13 protein-coding genes are annotated in these 18555 nt (G+C 60.2%); 1 reads left to right on the top strand and 12 read right to left on the bottom strand.

The features are described from left to right. Positions 1 to 19 precede the first annotated feature (19 nt). On the top strand, positions 20 to 1810 hold the full coding sequence (locus BGO89_12190) for an antibiotic ABC transporter ATP-binding protein (protein ID OJX57386.1): 1791 nt from the start codon (positions 20 to 22) through the stop codon (positions 1808 to 1810). Positions 1811 to 1919: 109 nt separating this feature from the next. Here the strand turns inward: BGO89_12190 and BGO89_12185 are convergent, their stop codons facing one another. From BGO89_12185 to BGO89_12130, 12 genes are all read right to left on the bottom strand, one after another. Next, the gene (locus BGO89_12185) at positions 1920 to 3860 is read right to left on the bottom strand and encodes a hypothetical protein (protein OJX57244.1); all 1941 of its coding nucleotides are present in this window, start codon (positions 3858 to 3860) and stop codon (positions 1920 to 1922) included. A gap of 30 nt (positions 3861 to 3890) precedes the next feature. Continuing rightward, complete coding sequence (locus BGO89_12180) at positions 3891 to 4844, bottom strand: acetyl-CoA carboxylase carboxyltransferase subunit alpha (protein ID OJX57243.1); 954 nt, start codon at positions 4842 to 4844, stop codon at positions 3891 to 3893. Beyond that, on the bottom strand, positions 4837 to 6792 hold the full coding sequence (locus BGO89_12175; GenBank protein ID OJX57242.1) for a hypothetical protein: 1956 nt from the start codon (positions 6790 to 6792) through the stop codon (positions 4837 to 4839). Before BGO89_12175 ends, BGO89_12180 begins: the two co-directional genes overlap by 8 nt. 3 nt (positions 6793 to 6795) lie before the next feature. Next, entirely contained in the window at positions 6796 to 7515 is a 720-nt protein-coding gene (locus BGO89_12170) for a dolichyl-phosphate beta-D-mannosyltransferase (protein ID OJX57241.1), read from the bottom strand. Beyond that, positions 7512 to 8915, bottom strand: coding sequence for a hypothetical protein (locus tag BGO89_12165; protein ID OJX57385.1), 1404 nt, complete (start codon positions 8913 to 8915; stop codon positions 7512 to 7514). Before BGO89_12165 ends, BGO89_12170 begins: the two co-directional genes overlap by 4 nt. 90 nt (positions 8916 to 9005) lie before the next feature. Beyond that, on the bottom strand, positions 9006 to 10409 hold the full coding sequence (locus BGO89_12160; protein OJX57240.1) for a hypothetical protein: 1404 nt from the start codon (positions 10407 to 10409) through the stop codon (positions 9006 to 9008). A gap of 46 nt (positions 10410 to 10455) precedes the next feature. After that, on the bottom strand, positions 10456 to 11643 hold the full coding sequence (locus BGO89_12155; protein OJX57239.1) for a hypothetical protein: 1188 nt from the start codon (positions 11641 to 11643) through the stop codon (positions 10456 to 10458). An 8-nt stretch (positions 11644 to 11651) separates the two neighbouring features. Continuing rightward, positions 11652 to 13280 carry a hypothetical protein gene (locus BGO89_12150; protein ID OJX57238.1) on the bottom strand — a complete coding sequence of 543 codons (1629 nt, stop codon included), beginning with the start codon at positions 13278 to 13280 and terminating at the stop codon, positions 11652 to 11654. Between the two features lie 160 nt (positions 13281 to 13440). Continuing rightward, on the bottom strand, positions 13441 to 14535 hold the full coding sequence (locus BGO89_12145; GenBank protein OJX57237.1) for a UDP-N-acetylglucosamine 2-epimerase: 1095 nt from the start codon (positions 14533 to 14535) through the stop codon (positions 13441 to 13443). Then, on the bottom strand, positions 14532 to 15845 hold the full coding sequence (locus BGO89_12140) for a UDP-N-acetyl-D-glucosamine dehydrogenase (protein OJX57384.1): 1314 nt from the start codon (positions 15843 to 15845) through the stop codon (positions 14532 to 14534). The genes BGO89_12145 and BGO89_12140 overlap by 4 nt, the downstream gene beginning before the upstream one ends. 80 nt (positions 15846 to 15925) lie before the next feature. Further along, on the bottom strand, positions 15926 to 16939 hold the full coding sequence (locus tag BGO89_12135; GenBank protein OJX57383.1) for a dTDP-glucose 4,6-dehydratase: 1014 nt from the start codon (positions 16937 to 16939) through the stop codon (positions 15926 to 15928). 114 nt (positions 16940 to 17053) lie between these two features. Continuing rightward, positions 17054 to 18538: a hypothetical protein gene (locus BGO89_12130; GenBank protein OJX57236.1), complete on the bottom strand. Its 1485-nt coding sequence runs from the start codon at positions 18536 to 18538 to the stop codon at positions 17054 to 17056. Positions 18539 to 18555 lie beyond the last annotated feature (17 nt).

Raw genomic sequence — 18555 nt, 5'->3', positions numbered from 1 at the left:
ATTTGGTAATTTGCGTGTCATGACACAAGAGCAAGACGACAAACCGAAAAAAGTCGACTACCGGCTTCTGCGGAGACTGCTCCGCTTCCTGCGCCCCTATCGGCTGCATATCGTCTGCGCCATCATCCTGACGCTCACGGCATCCGCTCTCGGTCCGCTCAGACCCTACCTCACACGCATCGCCATCGACGAACACATCGCCAAGAACGACATGTCCGGCCTGATGTTCTTCGTTGTGCTGATCGTAGGCTTCCTCCTGCTCCAGGGCCTGATGCAGTATGCCCTGTCGCTCCTCATGACGTGGGTGGGACAGCGCGTCCTGCTCGACATCAGGAACACGCTCTATCGTCACGTCCAGTCGCTGGCTCTCCGATACTACGATACGACGCCCGTAGGGCGCATCGTGACGAGGGTGACGAGCGATGTGGAAGTGCTCAACGAACTGTTCTCGTCCGGCGTGGTCATGATGATCTCCGACATCATGGTCATCGTGTGGATCCTGTACTTCATGGCGCAGACGTCATGGAAGCTGACGCTGCTGACGATCATCGTCCTCCCCTTCCTGCTCATCGCCTCCTTCATCTTCCGGGCCAAGGTACGGCGGGTCTACAACCTGATCCGACGCCAGGTGGCACGCATGAACGCCTTCATGAACGAGTTCGTGACGGGTATCAGCATCGTCCAGCTCTTCCGCCAGGAACGCAGGATGACGGACGAGTTCGGTGCGATCAACCGCGAGCACCGGGAATATCAGGATCGTTCCATCCTCTACTATGCCGTCTTCTTCCCCGTCGTCGAACTCCTGAGTGCGGTATCCCTCTCCATCATCGTGTGGTATGCCTTCGGCAACATCCTGAGTGGAGAGATGACGATCGGCATCCTGATCGCCTTCACGCAGTTCACGGAAATGTTCTTCCGGCCGGTCCGCGATCTCACGGAAAAGTACAACACGCTGCAGAGCTCGGTCGTCGCCTCGGAACGCATCTTCGACCTGCTCGATACGGACATGAAGGTGAAGGATACGCCGAATGCCGTGCCGTTCAACGGACTGCAGTCAGGCATCCGCTTCCAGGACGTCCACTTCGCCTATGACGGCAAGACGCCGGTGTTGAAGGGCGTGAGCTTCTCCGTCGGCAAGGGCGAGACCGTCGCTATCGTCGGCGCCACGGGTGCAGGCAAGAGTTCGATCATCAACCTGTTGTGCCGGTTCTACGAATTCCAGCAAGGCGACATCATGCTCGATGGGCAGACGATACGCTCCATCGACCAGCACTCGCTTCGTGCCCACATCGCCGTCGTGCTGCAGGACGTCTTCCTGTTCTCACGAAGCATCGAGGACAACATCTCGCTGGGACGTCCCGACATCTCCGACGAGAAGGTCGTCGAAGCTGCGAAGGCACTCGGCGCATGGGACTTCATCAATCGCCTGCCCTCGGGTATGGAAACGAACGTCCGCGAGCGCGGAGCCGTCCTCAGCGTCGGACAGAAGCAACTCATCTCCTTCTGCCGTGCCCTCGCGACGGATCCCGACATCCTGATCCTCGACGAAGCCACATCCAGCATCGATACGGAAACGGAACAACTGATCGAACGCTCGATCTCGACGATGCTCGAAGGGCGGACATCAATCGTCATCGCTCACCGTCTCAGCACCATCCAGCGAGCTGACCGTATCGTCGTCATGCATCACGGCGAAGTCGCCGAACAGGGAACACACCAGGAGCTGCTCGCCCTCGGCGGCCTCTATGCGAAGCTCTATGCCCTGCAGTTCGACAACACGTCGAGTACGACGCCGACCCGCCAGAACTGAGGACAGGTGAAGAACCCGTCCCGCATGGAACGAATCATGTGCATGACAATGAAAAAGGAGACTGCCGCACAGCGACAGTCTCCTTCATTCGTTCGTCGATGATCGTGCGTCAGGCCTTGAAGATCCTGGCCGACACCTGCTGCCAGATCGACGCGAGCGATACGCTGTCTTCCTTGGTACCTGACTTCGTCAACTCGTCCAGAGCCACCACTTCTTCGTCCGTGAGGCGATGCCATGCGCCCGGCTTGAGCGCTTCCGTCGAGAACGGGCCGACGCGCTGACGTTCCATTGACAGGACTTCCAGTCCGACGTCCTTCAGCACCTTCGTCACGTCCGTGATACGGCCACGGCGCATCGCCACCTTGATCCAGCAGTTGCGCGCATTCTTCTGGTGGAGCGTGACCTTCGTATCGGCGTCGACATCCAGCCATAGTTCGCGCAGCTTCTTCTCGATCTTGGTGAGTTCCGTCTTCTTCACCTGGCGATGGACCTTGAACAGCATGTCGCGGGACAGTCCGGCCAGCTTCGACCTGCGCAGGTTCCGGTGTTCGGGATCGTTCGTCACGATGACGATGCCGGACGAGCTCTTGGGGAGTACGCCGTTCGGAATGAACCATCCGCGTTTGTTGCTGAGGAAGCTGTAGAGCGTCCTTCGATACTCTTCCTTGGAGCCGATGAGTCCGTGCGGCTTGTTGAAGACGACGTAGATCGGCTTGACCGTCTTGCGTTGCAGAACGCGACCGTCCACGCTGATCGTATCGCGATCGAGCTTGACGTACGTATTCGGCTGATTGTTCACTTCGTCGTTGATGCCGATGCGGCCCGCCTGGATGGCCTGCAGTGCGAGTGCACGGGATCCCCACTGGTAGGATACGAGCGATTTGAGGAGCGTCGTGCCCGGTACCTTGCGGATGACGGGTGCAGGACGACGATCGCGGCCCTGACCACCCTCGCGCCGACCTCCCTGATCCCCGTACGGACGCTGCTGGCGGTTGGGATCGAAGCGGCGCGGTGCATCGGGATTGTTGTCATCCCTGCGATCGTCCCGCTGTTGCGAACGATCTCCGCGTGAGCGGAATGTCCGCTGCTGTTGTCCACCCCTGTCGTCACGCTGGAAACGACCGCCACCACCGCCTTGACGCGGTCCGCGGTCTCCTCCACCACGTGCATCACCCGATCCACGCTGGAATCTGTCGTTCCCCTGCTGGCGATCTCCGCTGCCCTGGCGATCGCGATAGCCACCGCCACCTTGACGATCCCCATAGCTGCCACCGCCCTGACGATCGCGGTAGCCACCGCCACCCTGACGATCTCCACCGCCCTGACGATCTCCACCGCCCTGACGATCTCCGTAGCCACCGCCACTCTGACGGTCGCGATAGCCACCACCTTGACGGTCTCCGCCACCCTGACGATTGCCGTCGTTGCGATCGCGATAGCCGCCACCCTGACGGTCCCCGTAGTTGCCACCACCGCCCTGACGATTGCCATAATTGTCGTTACGCTCGCGGTAACCACCGCCCTGGCGGTCTCCGTAGTTACCACCACCGCCCTGACGATTGCCGTCGTTGCGATCGCGGTAGCCACCACCCTGACGGTCTCCGTAGTTGCCACCACCACCGCCCTGACGACTGCCGTCGTTGCGATCGCGATAGCCGCCACCCTGACGGTCCCCGTAGTTGCCACCACCACCGCCCTGACGGTTGCCGTAGTTACCGCCACCCTGACGGTCCCCGTAGCCACCACCCTCCTGGCGATTGCCATAGTTACCGCCGCCGCCACCCTGGCGATTGCCGTAATTGCCGCCGCCCTGGCGATTGCCATAGTTACCGCCGCCCTGACGATTACCGTAGCCACCGCCCTGCTCGCGCTGCTGTCCTCCACCTCCGCCGCCACGGCGTGCGCCCGGACCGAAGAACTTCAACTGGCTATCGTCGTCCTCGAATCCATCCTCGTTCCATGACGAGGAGTTCCCCTTGTCCGAACCCGAAGGTTCGTCACGTCTGTTCCGACCACGTTGGTCGTCGTTCTGTTGCATGGTGGTGACCATTGACTCGTTACAAATGACGTTTCGTTCTCACTATTCCGTAAACACACCCATGCCGTAGAATTTCTCACGGCGACGGGTGACCAGCTCATCCACTGAAAGGCCCACGAGCGTATTCAATTCTTCGACGAGCGCAGATTGTACCGTTGTGAATATCCGTTCCGGATCGCGGTGTGCGCCTCCAACCGGCTCCGGTATGATACGATCGATAATGCCCTGCTCCTCGAGATCGGCGGCACCGAGCTTCAGCGCCTCGGCGGCCTGTTCCTTGTATTCCCAGCTACGCCACAGGATGCTGGAGCAGCTTTCGGGTGCGATGACGGAATACCATGCATTCTCGAGCATGAGAATGCGGTCTCCGATACCGATTCCGAGCGCTCCCCCGCTCGCCCCCTCGCCGATGATGACGATGAGGATGGGCGTGCGCAGGCTCGACATCTGCAGCAGGTTCCGTGCGATGGCTTCGGCCTGGCCACGTTCCTCGGCTTCGAGACCGGGAAACGCCCCCTGCGTGTCGAGGAAGCAGATGACGGGCAGACCGAACTTCTCCGCCATGGCGAAGAGGCGGTATGCCTTGCGATATCCTTCCGGATTCGGCATGCCGAAGTTCCGGTAGAGATTCGACTTCGTATCGCGTCCCTTCTGATGGCCCACGACCATCACCCTGCGCCCGTTCAGCGACGCCAGGCCGCCGACGATGGCAGGATCGTCACGATAGGACCTGTCGCCATGCAGCTCGACGAAGTCCTCGAAGCAGTGCGTGAAGTAGTCCAGCGAATACGGACGATCCGGATGACGCGCGATCTGCACGCGCTGCCATCGCGTAAGGTTACGGTAGATGGTTGCCCGTAATTCTTCTACCTGATGTTCGAGCTCTTCGATCTGCGGTTGAATGTCGAGCGTGTCCGCCAGCGCTCTCATCTCGGCGATCTTCTTTTCCAGCTCTACGATCGGTTTTTCAAAATCAAGCGTGATGTTGCTAGCCACGAATGCGTCGTAAAAGGTGTTTCAACAAGATTTCAATGTCGAGAGCGATCGAGTACTGCTCCACGTAAAAATCGTTCAGTTGTTCGATAGCAGACGGCGACAATGCGGCCGGCGTGCTGATATGAACAAGCCCGGTGATTCCTTCCTTCCCTACATTACGCTGTATGCCGTCGGCATACAGTCCTACCACGCTGTATGTTCCCCTGAGGACCATGCTCCACTGGCTGACGTTCTTCCTAGTACGAGTGGAGGCCAAACCCAAAATTAATCCGGGCAAGTGTAGCAACAAAACGAAAATGGCGGCCACGATGTCCACCACCCGTTTCACGGTCCTGTTGCGGAACGTGGTGAGCGGGGAAACCTTCACGGTGGGCTCGATACCCGCTACTTCGTTGATGATCCTCGCCGTCACGATTTCGTCGTAGTCGGCCGCCATGTGGAACCGGACCCTGTCCGCCGAACAGGCGGCCATGAGGCGCATGATTTCGGCCTGACCCACGTTCCTGTCCGTCATGATCACTTCCGTGATGCCGTGCATGGCGACGAGTTTGGCGAGGTAATCCGTGGTACCGAGCACGGGATATCCGACGAAGGTATCGCCCGTATATGCTCCATGCGCGGCGATACCCACGATGTCCGCATTGCGGTGCTCCGCACCGTGCAGGGCCTGGACGATCCGTTCCGTGCGTTCGTTCAGTCCAACCAGCACGATGCGCCGGATCTTGCGTCCGCCCACCATTGCCTCGGCGACGGCCGCAGCCCCCCGGATGATGGCGAAAAGAATGACCGAGAATCCGATGGTCATGAGGAGGACGCCGCGGCTGAAGGCGAACTGCTTGAAGAAGTAGGTGAGCGACGACAGCATGAAGAAGGTCACGAGCAGTCCGACGATGCTGCGCCGTACCGTCGGCCTGTGCTCGACGTATTCTCCTACCGCCACCATCGAGCAGAGCATGACGACGGAGATGACGAGGAAGACGGTGGGATAGGCATAGTCGGGAAATCCGAACGGACCGTCGAACCGTATGGTCGTGGCGGCCATCAGCGCACCGTTGATGGCGAGCAGATCGAAGAAGGCGATGACGAGTTCCCTCTTTCGGCGTAGCACACGTTCGAGGCCGGCACGAAGGACGATCCCCATCCGCAGGAACAGGAGGAACAGCGGCGAACCGCCGAAATGCTTCTTCGCGAAGATCCGCATGGCCTGGTAGAAGACCTGTACCTCGTTCATCGAGCTTCGCTTGGTGCTCTCGCCCTTGAAATGGACGATGCTGGTCTCGTGCACGTACATGATCTTCCGTCCGGTCTTCTGCACGCGATAGCACAGATCGAGATCCTCGCCGTACATGAAGAAGTCGGGATCGAATCCACCGAGAGCCCGCACATCGTCCGTACGGCCGATCATGAAGGCGCCGATCAGCGCATCGATCTCGTAGGTTTCGTCCACGCTGCGGAACGTCTGGTTGTACTGTGCGAAGAGCGGTGAATTCGGGAACAGTGACTGGAGCCCGAAGAGCTTGCAGAACGAGGCCCAGGGCGTCGGGAATCCGCGCCTGCATGCGAGCTGGAAGGTACCGTCGGGATTCAGGACCTTGCATCCGGCCATGCCGACGTCGGCATGATCGTCCATGTATCGCACCATGACGTTCAGCGTGTCCTGTGCGATGATGGTATCCGGATTGAGGAAGAGCACGTACCGCCCGCTGCAACGGTCCAGTCCGGCGTTGTTGCCACGACCGAAGCCGACGTTCCGGTCCAGCGGTATCCACGTCACCCACGGGAACAGGGGCTCCAGTTCGGCGACCGAGTTGTCGTCCGAACAGTTATCGACGACGACGACTTCGACGTCCACTCCCGCTGTGCGTTGCTCGATGGAGCGCAGGCACTGCAGGAGGTAGTCCTTGACGTTGTAATTGACGATCAGGACACTGACGTCCGGGCGCTCCATCGCTTACCGCTTCCCGAAGGTCAGGATGGTGGTGAGCTTCAGCTTCCAGACGAGGTAGGCCGCCTCGAAGATGATGTTCTTGCTCATCTTGGAAACACCGCTGACGCGGTCCGTGAAGACGATGGGAAGCTCCAGGATGCGTGCCCCCAACCGCCAGGCCCGGTAGTTCATTTCTATCTGGAAAGCATAGCCATTGGACCGGATGCGCTTCAGGTCGATGTTCATCAGCACGTTCACCCGGTAGCACTTGAATCCGCCGGTCGCGTCGGCGATGGGCATGCGGGTGATGATGCGCGTGTAGAGATTGGCAAAGTAACTGAGCAACAGGCGGCTCATGGGCCAGTTGATGACGTTCACGCCGGCCTTGTACCGGGAGCCGATCACGAGGTCGTTCTCTTCGATGGCTTCGAGCAACCGGAGAAGATCCTTCGGATCGTGGGAGAAATCCGCATCCATCTGCATCACGACGTCGAAGCCCTGCTCGATGGCCCATGCGAAGCCGGCGCAATAGGCCGTGCCGAGCCCCATCTTGCCTGCACGTTCGATGATGTGAAGATGCACGTCGGTAGCCATACGGCCTTTCACGAGCGCAGCCGTTCCATCCGGCGATCCGTCGTCGATGACGAGGATATGCGTAGCGGGAACCACGTCGTGGACGGCATCGATCATGCGTCCGATGTTGTCGTATTCGTTGTAGGTCGGTATGCAAACGATACTCTTCACGCCCTGCCGTGTCCTTTGATCATGACAAATACGGTTCGAACCAGAATTTCGAGGTCGAGTTTGAACGACATGTTCTCGATGTAGAAGAAGTCGTACCGCAGACGCTGCTGGATTTCCTCCACGGACTCGGGATTGGACTTGGCCTTGACCTGCCACCATCCCGTGATCCCCGGACGCACCTTCAGGCGACGCCGATAATACGGCAGAATGGTCGACCATTTCTCGACGTAGAACGGCTGCTCGGGTCGGGGCCCGACCAGGCTCATCTCACCCTTGAGCACGTTCCACATCTGCGGAATCTCGTCGAGGTGCGTCTTGCGGATGAATCGTCCCACCGGTGTCACGCGCGGATCGTTCTTCGCAGTCCATGACGGCTGCCTGCCGGTATCCGTCACCATCGACCTGAACTTGAACATCTTGAAGTGGTGTCCGTGGCGTCCGACCCGGTCCTGGAGGAAAAAGACCGGTCCGTGCGACGTAAGTTTCACGAGCAATGCCACGAGCAGCCATACGGGCATGCCCGCGACGAGGACGAGCAGGCTCAGCACGATGTCCAGCGTGCGTTTCGCGAACTCTTCCCAGGGCTGCATGAGGTCCGGACTGACCTCGATCAGCGGCGCGCCATAGATCTGCTGCGTCCGCGCCTGACCACTGAATATCTCGTACAGGTCGGGCACGATCTTCACCGTGCAATCCTCGTCGGCACACTGTGCCGTGACTTCCAGCAGTTCGTTGTGGTCGGGCTGCTCCATCGAGATCAGGACTTCACGCGGACGTGCCTGGCGCAGGACGACGGAGAGATCCGTCATGCTGCCGAGCGTCCGCACGGGCTGTCCCTGGTGCACGAGACCATCGCCGTGCTGTTCGTCGCGAACGGGAACGACGCCCAGGACGTCGTAGCCCCAGGCCTTTTCCTTGTGGAGATCTTCCAGCAGGGAGCGCAGTCGTGGAATCGTGCCCACGAGCACCGTCGGCACCCTGACGATGCCATGCTCCCTCAGGTATCGCTGCAACTGGCGCGCCGACAGGCGGCCGATGCAGGCCGAGAGGAACAGGACGATCCAGTAGAGCAGGATCGTGAAGCGCGGATTGCTCTTGAACTGTTCGCCCGAATCGATGAAGATCAGGAAGAAGAGCACGGCCACGCCTGCGAGCGTCTGCTTCAGCACGACGAAGAATTCCTCAAAGGGCGAGCGTATGTAGTAGTCCTTGTACAACCCACCCGACCAGAACATGACGACCCAGTATGCGATGGAGAGCAGCATGGCAAGCATCTTCATCTCCAGGTCGTAACGCCGGAAACCCGGCTCGAAGACTTCACGCAGGAGAAGGAAGGCGAACAGGCTGAAGATCACCGCCAGGACGTCGAAGGCGAGCTGCAACGAACGCGGACGCAGCATCCATTGCGAACCCGGATGCTTCTGTCCGCCGAAACCGGCCGACGGCATCGCGGATGCAGGGAGTGTATGATCTGCGGCTGATGACATGCGTTACGCTGAAGCTCGTGATTGCAGCAAACGCCGGACCATTCCGACGTCTGCACGTGTGATGAGCCCCGTCACGACGGCCATGACGACGAAGACGACTGCCGATAGCAACGTCCCCAGTGCGATACCGAGATGCTCCGGCGCCATGACGGCGACGGCACAACAGACGGCCGTGACGATGACGATCCTGAACGGGGCGGACAAAGTTAGCGACTCTCCGAGGACACGATGGAGGAGGACATATGACACGATGGAAGAAACTCCGACGGCCGCGAGCTTCGAGAGCACGGCTCCATAGGCATTCCACTCCGGTATGAGGACGAGTCCGGTAGCGACGGTAGTGACGGCAAGGGAGATGGCGATCGGCAACGCCCTCCGCTGATGCCCCATGGCGACCATCAACTCCTGTACGAAGACGAGGATGAAGATCGGTAACGGCATCCACAGGAACGTAACGAAGTGTATCAGATTGTCGGAATACCTTCCCTTGCTCACGACGTCGATGATGAAGGGAGCCGCTGCCGACGTCACCGTGGACACCGCGATTCCGGCAAGAACGATGATACGGAGACCGGTCAGGGCGAAGCGCCGGCATTCCTCCCAGTTCTCCTTCGCGAGATGGGCGACGGCCGGGACGAGCGACATCGTGATGGCCATCGGAATCGTTCCCGTGAGCGGGACGAGAGTCTGATAGGCCGCACTGAAGATCCCCATCTCGCGAGGGGTGCTGAACCGCTCCAGCATCATACCGTCGATCTTGTCGTGGATATTGGTGAGGATGACGAGGACAAGCACGGGCAATGCATCGACGACGAGTGACTTCATCGTCGCCGTCGACACCCAGCGGGGGCGGAAGTTCCTCCCCTTGTCCATGACGAGCAGCGTGAAGAAGCCCGGTAGCGTCGAACACATATAGGCCACGATCACGGTCGACGGAGTGAGCGCATCCTTCCACAACATGACGAGACCGACGAAGATGACGGCGTCGAGAATGGCCAACCCGTTGACGAAGCCGAAGCGCACATGCGCACGGTACGGCAGTTCCATCGTGTAGCGCAGCATTCCCGACCTCGAGGTGAGGAGCAGGAACAGACACCACAGGACGACGTCGACGATGGACAGATGGGCGAACTGCGCATAGCCGAAGCACAGGAGCGTCGCCACCACCCACATCATCAGCTTGAATGCCAGCGTCGACGATAGTATCTCACGCGCATGTTCCGGTTGCTGGATGACGCGTCGCATCGACACGCCGTTCAGACCGAAGTCGACGAGCAGGATGAGAATGAGATCGGCCACGCGTCGTACGGCGAAGAGTTCGCCGTTTTCTTCCTTCGTCAGCGTCGACAGGATCACCCGTTGCGCGAGGAAGTAGAGCACGATGGTCATGCCCTGCGTGAACAGCATGGTGATGCCGCCGCTGAATACCCTCCGGCCCAGTGACTCGGAGCGCTCAGCCATCGGTCCGCTCCGTTGCGGGCTTCCATGCATCGAGGCGACGGCCCGTGCAACTGCGATACATCCCGGCCAGGAAGCACATGTTCATGGCGACGAAGAACTGGATGGCTCCGATCACGGGAATGCGGGAGCCGAACCGTTCTGCTGCATGGCCAAGCAGCGCCAATGCATACAGCACGAATTGTCCGTAGAAGAGCAGTCCGAACAGAAGGACGTTGTCGACAGCGAGAATCGTCGCGACGAACAGCATGACGAGGAAGACGGGACTGAGCCAGCGGAGGATCCGGTGGGACCACAGCAGCCATGCGACGATACCCGACGTCGGCGACAGCAGTCGCTTCGCATGTCCCACACAGGCGAAGCCGCTGGCCACCGTACGCACGGTACGGCGCATTTCCATGGCCATGTCGTTCGGGCGGTATTCGACGGCACGCGCATGCGGTGTGAATACCGCACGTCGGCCCGCGAGAATGGCGAAGAGAACGTTCATCCAGTCGTCCGCCACACGGGAGTCGGGCAGCGGCCGCAACAGAGCCGTGCGTACGGCATAGAGAGCGCCGTTCGATGCCATCGTGCTTGCCACTTCCGATTCGAGGACATTCACCTTGTCCTCCATCGACCGATACATCGCCTCCCCTTCCGATGCACTGTCTCCTGCGAAGGCCTTGCCGCCACGATCGTTCTTGCCGAGAACGGCGCCGGTCCGGTCGTCGGCGAACGGGGCCATCAGTTCTTCGAGAGCTCCGGCCTGCAGCCTGGTGTCGGCGTCGGTAAATACCGTGATATCGGTTCGAACGAGAGGGATGATCCGGCGAAGCACTCCATTCTTTCCACTGCGTTCGCAGCGGTGCAGAACGATATCCACACCGGCGTGACGCCCTGCCCAGTCGAGCACGATCCCGGCCGTATCGTCCTCCGAACCATCGTCACCTACGATGATGGAGATCTTCGACGCAGAATAGCCGTTGCCGACGATGCTGTCGAGGCAGTCGACGATGTAGTCCGCTTCGTTATAAGCGGCGACGACGACAGTGAGCGCCGGATGCAGCGCCTTGACGTGTCGTACGGGGTCGCGCCGGAAACGATGGACGACCAGCAGCAGCAGTGGATACAGCAGGTGCGGGTACAGGATACCGACCACCGATACGACGGCGAGCACCAATGCTATATCGGAATCGGACATTCTGCCGTTTACCGAAGGATGGTATAGAACAGACCGACGAGTGCCGTAATGGACGACACGATACCGGCGATCACGGCATAGGTCTGGATTTCCGTACCGGCCGGAACGTCGGGAGAACGCGGGACGTAGACTTCGTCTCCGGGCTCCACGTAGATGTCGTCATTGCTTTCGACCCAGACGCGCGTCTTCCCCTTGATGATCCTCGCACGGCCGGGCTTCGCTCCCTTGGCGAAGCCTCCTGCCCTGTCGACGTACCACGACAGCGACTGTTTCGGTACGAAGGAGACGTAGCCGGGCTGGTGGACCTGGCCGTAGACGTAGACGCGTTCCGGAGTTTTCGGTACGACGATGATATCGCCGTTCTCGAGGATGATATTGTCACTGGAAGAGGGATTAGCGAACGCCTTCACGAAGTCGCATGAAACGTAGGGCAGCCGGTAGTTCTGATCGATCCTGAACCGCAGCGTATCCTCGAGCGTCAGGTCGCTGTACTGCAGGCGCCGGGTGGCGTTGTCGTACAATTCCTTCGCATTGTTGGGCAGCGGATCCTGGCGTACGACGTAGGCCAGGGCGAGAGCGGCATGCTCGGTGATACCACCGGCATCCTTGAGAACGTCGGCAAGACGCGTCTCACCCGGAACGATGATGGTGGCACCGGGTTGCCGTACTTCGCCGTAGATCTCGACGACGCCCTGTCGCGGAGCGGCTCCGGTCACTGCGAGTCGTTCCACGATGATCGTACTCCCAGGCTGAAGATCGACATCCTCGCCCGTGAGATGCAGCATGCTGTCGACCTGCAACGAGATCTTTCCATCGCCCCCACTCTGCACGAGCATCACCCGCGCGAGATCGGCATCGGGTGTCGGGCCTCCGGCAGCATCGAGGAGAAGCGAAACCTTGTCTCCCGGCTTGTAGGAAATCGTCACGGGATTGGCTACGGCACCGGAAATGGCGACGGCCGCGACGAGCTTGTCCTCATAGGGCACCACGATCTCGTCGCCTTCGCGTACGTGAGGATCCAGCATGGCGAAGCCCGTAAGCTTGGCCTTCAGGAGGTCGACGCTGGACGATCCCTTGCGGTGGCGGACGACGATGTTGCGTGCGGCATAGGGCGAGATGCCCGATCCCGTATTGCGCGTGAGTTCCTGTACCTTCGAAGTCTCCGTCATGCTGCCCGCTGCGCGGACCTGTTCACCGACCGCCGCATCGCGGCGCAGCAACCATGGTTGACGGGCCACTGCAAGCAGTGTCGATACCCGCATCGATGCGGGTACGGTGTAGGTGCCCGGATACGGTACGTTACCCTTGAGGGTGACGTAGACAAGACGAGGGCGACGCAACGCGACGAAGCATTCCACCGTACCCCGCGAGCGGGCCTGGACGATGGAGGTGATGGTATCGCGCACCTGCTTGAGCGTCATGCCGTCGACGTTGATCAGGCCATAGCGTTCGAGCAGCAGCGTGTTCTCGGGTGTAACGACCGTGAGCTTTTCCGTGAAATCCAGGGCCGTGGTCTGGTAGGCGATCAGATCGCCGGGCCCGACGAAATAGACGGCGGCATCCACGACGTTGTCGGTCGGCACCTGTTCGGACGTCAGGAGGTTGTTGAGCGTCGAACCGGCGCGGGCGTTCGGCATCAGTTTTTCGAGATCGAACGATCCCCCACCCTGAGCCCGCAGGGGGGTGATACAACAAGCAATGGCAAGGCACAGCCACAACGCGGACACGACGCCGCGGATCGTAGAAGTCATCCGATTCCCGGAAATGGACACAAGCGGAGTTCTGGACGGGGCAAAGTTACAAACATTGGGTGGTGATGATGGCGGCGATACGATCAGCCGCACGACCATCCCATAGTTCGGGAACACGCCCCTTGCGAACATCGCCGGCAAGGATGCGGGCGACGACTCCTTCGATGGAGATGCGGTCGGGATTGACCAGGATGTTCGTTCCCACATCGACGGTGACGGGGCGCTCCGTCGTCGTCCGTGCGGTGATACACGGAATGCCGAGTGCGGTGGTCTCTTCCTGGATGCCACCCGAGTCCGTCAATACGAACCGGCACTGCATCATGAGGGCGAGGAAGTCCACGTAACCCGCCGGATCGATGAACTTCACGTTCTCATGCAATCCCTTGTCCAGTCCCCATTGCACGATGTTCTTCCGTGTGCGGGGATGAACGGGAAAGACGACCGCGACGTCACGCGCCACGGTGTCCAGTACGTCGAGTAACATGCGGAGCTGGGCGGGATCGTCGACATTGCTCGGACGATGCAGGGTGATGAGCGCATACGATCCCGGTGTAACGCCGATGCGTGCATGGATGGCCGAGGCCCTTGCCCCGGGAAGGGCGTAGTGCAGGGAATCGATCATGGTATTGCCCACGAAGTGGATACGGTCGCCCGCGACCCCCTCGTGCAGCAGATGCTTCCGTCCGCTCTCTTCCGTCACGAACAGATCGTCGGCGATGGCATCCGTGGCCAGGCGGTTGATCTCTTCCGGCATCGAACGATCGAAGGAACGCAGACCCGCCTCGACATGGGCAACACGGATACCGCACTTCACGGCCGTGAGGGCGCAGGCGATCGTACTGTTCACGTCACCGACGACGATGACGTAGTCCGGACGTTCGTCGATGCATATCGACTCGAAGCCGGTCATGACCCGCGCCGTCTGCTCTGCGTGGGAACCGCTCCCCACTCCCAGGAACCACGTCGGCTGCGGCATGTCGAGATCATTGAAGAATGCATCGGACATCGCCGCATCGTAGTGCTGACCTGTATGGACGATATGATGTTCGACGGTATCGGTGTAAGCCTGGAAGGCCCTGTGGATGGGAGCGACCTTCATGAAATTGGGTCGTGCACCCACGACGGAGAGGACGCGCTTCACTTACCGTCTCCGAGAAGGACGATGTTCTTGCGTGATCCCTTGATGATCTTCGTGGAGTTACGTGTATCGATGACGACCTTCGCGTTGCGGACGATCATCTCGATGTCGAACGAACTGTGATCGGTGGTGATGACGACGACGTCGTGACGCTGGACGAACTTCTCCGTCAGCGTCTTGCGCGACGTCAGGGTCTGGCCCTTCACATCGACGGACGGAATATAGGGATCGAAGTAGCTGATGTTCGTAATTCCATCCTCGATCAGCAGTTCGGCGACCTTGAGAGCCGGCGAGTGTCGCAGATCGTCCACATCCCGCTTGAAGGCCATGCCGAGCAGCAGAACCTTGGCCTGATACATCGATACCTTTTGCTTGGCGAGCTCGCGTTCGATCATGCCGCGAACGTAGAACGGCATCGACTCGTTCACCTCCGCAGCGAGGGTGATGAAGTTCGTCACGAAGTCGTATTCACGGGCCATCCACGACAGATAGTAAGGATCGATGAGGATGCAGTGCCCGCCGATACCCGGCCCCGGGAAGAACGGCATGAAGCCGAAGGGCTTCGTCGAGGCCGCTTCCACGACCTCCCAGATGTTCACACCGATACGGTCGCACAACTGGGCCAGCTCGTTGACGAGGGCGATATTGACGCTGCGGAAGATGTTCTCCAGCAGTTTTTCCATTTCGGCCACCGACGGCGAGCTTACGGGAACGACCTGCGAGATGATGCGCTTGTTGACGGCGATGGCGAGATCGGTGCAGGCGTGGGTCACACCACCTACGACGACCGGAGTGTTCTTGGTATCCCAGACCTTGTTACCGGGATCGATCCGTTCGGGCGAGAAGGCCAGGAAGTAGTCCTTGCCGCAAATCATCTTCGTCGCGTCGAGTATGGGCTTGACGTATTTCTCCGTCGTACCGGGAAAGGTCGTGCTCTTGAGGATGATGAGCTGACCCGGGCGCATGTTGCGCGCCACTTCCTGCGTGGCGCTCACGATATGGGAGATGTCGGGATCCTTGTTCGGCGTGAACGGCGTCGGCACGCAGATGTAGATGACGTCGCAGTCGCGCACCTGCTCGAAGGACGTCGTAGCCGTCAGCTTCTTCTGCTTCTTGACCACACTGTGGATGGCGTCGTCATCCAGGTCCTGGATGTAGTTCCTGCCTGCATTGAGCTTCTTCACCTTGTCGGCACTCACGTCGATGCCGATGACCCGTATTCCGCTGGACGCGAATTCGAGTGCCAGCGGCAGTCCAACGTATCCGAGGCCGATGACGCCGACAGTGATCTCGCCGTCGAGGACGGACTTCATCAATCGCTGTTCGTGACGCGTGACGTTCTTGCGTGGTCGTCCACGGCGACGCAGCGTCGCATTTGCGGGAGCCTCACTGCTCATAGCGTTGTTCCGTACTGTCGTTGATAATACTCTCTGTATTCACCACTCCGCACCGAGGCGCACCACGCGTCGTTCTCGACATACCAGCGGATGGTCGAGGCGAGGCCCTCGGCGAAGTCCACGGATGGCTTCCAGCCGAGTTCGGACGAGATCTTCGCCGGGTCGATGGCATAGCGCCTGTCGTGCCCGGGCCTGTCCGCCACGTGCGTCATGAGGGAATGGGGCTTGCCGAGGACGTCGAGAATGGTGCGGGCGACGTCGATGTTCTCCCGCTCCCCGAATCCACCGATGTTGTAGACCTCCCCTGCCCGACCGTGTTCGAAGGCAGCCATGATTCCACGGCAATGATCATCCACGTGCAACCAGTCCCGCACCTGCCGTCCGTCGCCGTAGATAGGTAGCGGACGATCCTCTCGTGCGTTGAGGATCATCAACGGGATGAATTTCTCGGGAAACTGATAGGGGCCATAATTGTTGGAGCACCGCGTGATCACCGCATCCATACCGTAGGTGCGGACGAAGGCGTTGACGAGACAGTCCGCCGAAGCCTTGGACGCGGAATAGGGAGAGGAAGGATCGAGCGGGCTCGCTTCGGTGAAGACGCCGTCGGCTCCCAGCGAGCCGTATACTTCGTCCGTGGAAACCTGGAGGAAGCGGCCGACCTTGTGGCGGCGTGCGGCTTCGAGCAGGACGAGTGTACCTGTGACGTTCGTTTCGATGAAGGGCGCCGCCGAGGCGATCGATCTGTCGACGTGAGTTTCCGCTGCGATATTGACGATTCCGTCGAACGGTCGTGCCGACAGGATATCGTCGACGACGACCGTATCGTTGATGGACCCTTTCACGAACGAGCACCGGTTCCCGTCGATGCATCCATCGAGATTGTGCAGGTTCCCGGCATAGGTCAGCGCGTCGAGAACGACGACGTCGGCATCGGAACGTTGCAGCAGCAAGCGGACGAAATTGCTTCCGATGAAGCCAGCGCCGCCGCTGACGAGGAGTCTTGTCACAGGATTTTCGCCCAGCGATTCATAATTCACGTCCAACGCAACACAAGCATTGATGAGCCCTGGACGGCATTGCTGACGTGTGCGATCATATTTTCGTGGACAAAATAGGAAAAATCAGGACTGCATACCGGGCGGCGTTTCCCGACCGGTCAGCCGTAGAACACTCGCGGCGAGCGACGGCACGGTATCGGAATACATGTGGAGGATTAGACTGTGCGGAAGGTTCTCCATACCGTACGGGCTTCCGCAGACGACGATGACGATGGGCTTGTCCCCCGCCAGCCTGCGCATGATGGCGGGAAGACGATCCATGTCCGACATATGCCCACGATATGCGACGGCCTTGCCGAAGAAGGCGAAGACCACCACGTCCGCATCGGCGATACCATTCCGCAACACATCCAGATCGGCATCGTCGATGCTGTCGTCCAGATATCCGAAATCCGAGTTCCCTTCCGTGGCCTTGGCCAGGTAGTGGAACCACGTCGTCGCGGCATCGGCGTCGGCTTCATCGATGACGGCGAAGGCCGCATACTGGTTGTGCCGGGTGATGGGAAGGAGGTCCACGTCGCCGGAGATGCGCATGGCTCCCTGGGCCGCCTGGAGTGCGATCACGGCATGACTGCTCTGGTCTATCACGATCGGGGCCGACGGTGCCTCTCCGATACCGGTGAACTCCCGGGCACGTTGCCAGCGGCGTTCCGATTCGGCGAGCCGTTCTTCGGAAACGGTACCGTTCTCGAGGGCGGAGACCAGGGCCCTGATGGCTTCGACAGGATCCTCGGGCAACAGAACGACGTCGTTCCCGGCAAGCACGGACATGACGGCGGCCTCTGCCGACGTCCACGTGGATGCGATCGCCTTCATGTCCAGAGCGTCCGTCGTGACGAGGCCATCGAATCCCCATTCCTTGCGGACGAGATCCGTAACGACGGCATGGGACAACGAGGCGGGCAGGGCCGGATCGAGGAAGGGCACCAGCATATGACCGATCATGAGCGTTTCGACACCTGCATCGACGACGGCACGGAAGGGTGCGAATTCTCTGGTCGCCGCGACGTCGGCCGTGGCTGTGATCGTGGGTAACGACACATGACTGTCGACATCCGTATCGCCGTGCCCCGGTACATGCTTGCCACAGGCCAGCACGGCATGACGCTGCGTTCCCCGCACGTACGCCACGGCATGGGCCGCCACGGTCGCGGGGTCCTCACCGAAGCTCCGCGTGTTGATGATCGGATTCGACGGATTGCTGTTGACGTCGCAGACGGGGGCGAAATTCCAGTGCACGCCGATTGCGCGCGCTTCCTGGGCGATGCAGGCCGCCACGTGTTCCGTAATACCCGGCAGGGTATGTCCCAGTGCCATGGCCCGGGGGAAGGCGATGCCGCCCTCCAGACGCATCGGCAGTCCGTATTCGTAATCGGCGGCGATCAGCAGCGATCCCTTCGCCCGTTTCTGGAGGTCGGCTATCATCGTGGCCGTCGTCTCGACGTCGCCGAGAAAGACAGCGATGCCGCCCACTCCCCGATCGACCAGATCGTACAGGCGATTGCGGTAGGAGGAATCGGACCAGAACTTGGCGTCGGCCCGGGGCATGACGAGCGACGCGGCTC

It is taken from the genome of Candidatus Kapaibacterium thiocyanatum (genome assembly GCA_001899175.1).
In the GTDB taxonomy this organism is placed as follows: Bacteria; Bacteroidota; Ignavibacteria; order Kapaibacteriales; family Kapaibacteriaceae; genus Kapaibacterium; species Kapaibacterium thiocyanatum.
This window is presented reverse-complemented; position numbering and strand designations above follow the sequence as displayed.